At 34.3% G+C, this 2,116-nt stretch carries 2 protein-coding genes; both read left to right on the forward strand.

What is annotated here, in order from left to right:
* The coding region (locus tag E1140_RS02345) for an ATP-binding cassette domain-containing protein (RefSeq protein WP_155178636.1) at positions 1-720 on the forward strand (720 nt) is incomplete at its 5' end.
* An 83-nt stretch (positions 721-803) separates the two neighbouring features.
* Positions 804-1,694 carry a DUF5655 domain-containing protein gene (locus tag E1140_RS02350; protein ID WP_155178638.1) on the forward strand — a complete coding sequence of 297 codons (891 nt, stop codon included), beginning with the start codon at positions 804-806 and terminating at the stop codon, positions 1,692-1,694.
* The last annotated feature ends 422 nt before the right edge of the window (positions 1,695-2,116 follow it).

Consider the following 2,116-nt stretch of genomic DNA (forward strand, 5'->3'; position numbering starts at 1 on the left):
AACCACTATAAACATTCGAGTCCTAAGCCAGTCGAAGAGCGTCCCTCGGGGGAGTTACCCAAAGGGCGGAGGGGGTCTACTCACTTAGACAAAACCTTCCCCTCCTCAAAATTTCTCTTCTCCGAAGTCTCCGCTTACCTCCAAAAGTTTGGTCGCCAAATCTATGGTCATCACTTTACAATTATCGAGGAGGATTACGAAACCATTTACAAACTATTTGTCTATTTCTATCAAGATGAAAAACAGGCCGAAAAGCTAAATATCAAACTACACAAAGGAATCTTATTAACTGGTCCAATTGGTTGCGGGAAAACCACTCTTATGAATCTCCTCAAGCACATCCATCCTCCGCACATGCAGTTAGTTTTGATGCCAACTCGTAAAATAGCTTATGAATTCGCAGAGCAAGGAATTAAAACCATTCACAAATACACTACTCAATCATTCCGTACCAATGAATCTGAAGTTATCCCAAGGGCATATTGCTTTGATGATTTAGGAGTTGAAACTTTATTACCACATTTCGGCAATAAACTCAATATCATGGCAGAGGTAATATTAAGTCGCTATGATCTATTTATAGGCCACCAAATGCAATCACACTTCACAACAAATCTTTCGGCAATAGAAATTGAAGAACTTTATGGAAACAGAGTAAGAAGTAGGTTAAGATCAATGACTAACATAATGGTTTTAAACGGTACAGATAAAAGATATTAACCTCCATTAAGCAGATGTTGTTTGATCCTATAAAAATGTTCATATTTAGTTAAATCTTAGTACGAATAAAATTATAATAAACTATGGCGGATTTAAAGCTCTATTCATTCACAAATGGAAAAGCGAATTCCATTCAACCAAGCGAGTTCAAATTAGAGAGAGAAATCCAAAAATTATGTGAAACCAACCTTGAGGTATTTTTTGGAATCAAATTTTTAGCCTCAGAGTACAGTACTGGGAACAAACACAAAGGGAGAATTGACACCCTGGGTATAGATGAAAATAATTGCCCCGTCATAATTGAGTACAAATTAGACAGTAAAGAAAATGTAATAAATCAAGGCCTTTTTTATCTAGATTGGTTAATGGATCATAAAGCGGATTTTGAGATGATCTGTTTTAAAACCTTTGATAAAACGATAGAGGTTGATTGGTCCAACCCTAGATTGTTATGTATTGCACGTGATTTTACAAAGTATGATGATTACGCTATAGGTCAGATCAATCGCAATATCGAATTAATTCGTTATCGAATTTTTGAAGAGCAATATGTCCTATTTGAGCTTGCAAGTACTGTTCAACAAAAAGAATCGATATCCTCAACTTCTCAAACCAAATATAAAGGCATCGCAGATTATCGAGAATCAGCAGGTCAATCTGTAATTGACATGATCACACAATTAGAAGATTTTATCTTTTCATTGGGTGATGATGTTCAGAAAAAGGAGCTCAAATATTACTATGCCTATTCCCGAATAAGAAATTTCGTGTGCTTAGAAATAATAGCCCGAAGCAAGGCTTTAAAATTGTATCTAAAACAAGACTTCAAATCAATTAAAGACCCCTCCGAAAACATGAGAGATGTTAGTGAGGTTGGTCATTATGGCACTGGCGATACCGAGATAATTATTAATAATTTAGATGAACTAGAAAAGGCTAAGAAACATATCGAAGACTCTTACAATTTAAGTTAGGTAATGACAACAATCAATATCATACGTCATCAATACATCCAAAAGTCAAACCACACCACCCACATATTTACGATGTCCCGTCCAGTATTTGGATCTACATCTGAAATTCTTGAATTACCTGAGATAAGCAAATTGATACAAGATTCAAATTTTTACATTCTTACCTCTAGAGATATTTTCACCTTCAGAATTAATGTTTATTCAAACATTAGTTCACTAAAAGAAGGTTCTTCATTGCAATACCTTCACAATCAATACAATTAGGTAAAAACACCCAATAAATTAGTTGATTTTACCCAATCGGCATATTTCGCCTTTTTAAAATATTTGATTTAGATAATTTAAATTAGTTATAATTCAATAATTTGGCATTTTACCTTAAGCTTCGAGTATCAATATGAGCTTCCTTAAAATTCTAGAAA

Source organism: Fulvivirga lutimaris, from assembly GCF_009711525.1.
Taxonomy (GTDB): Bacteria; Bacteroidota; Bacteroidia; order Cytophagales; family Cyclobacteriaceae; genus Fulvivirga; species Fulvivirga lutimaris.

Excerpts from the sequence above, each read along its gene's own strand:
- E1140_RS02350 (WP_155178638.1), top strand. The coding sequence starts at position 804 with ATGGCGGATTTAAAGCTCTATTCATTCACAAATGGAAAAGCGAATTCC.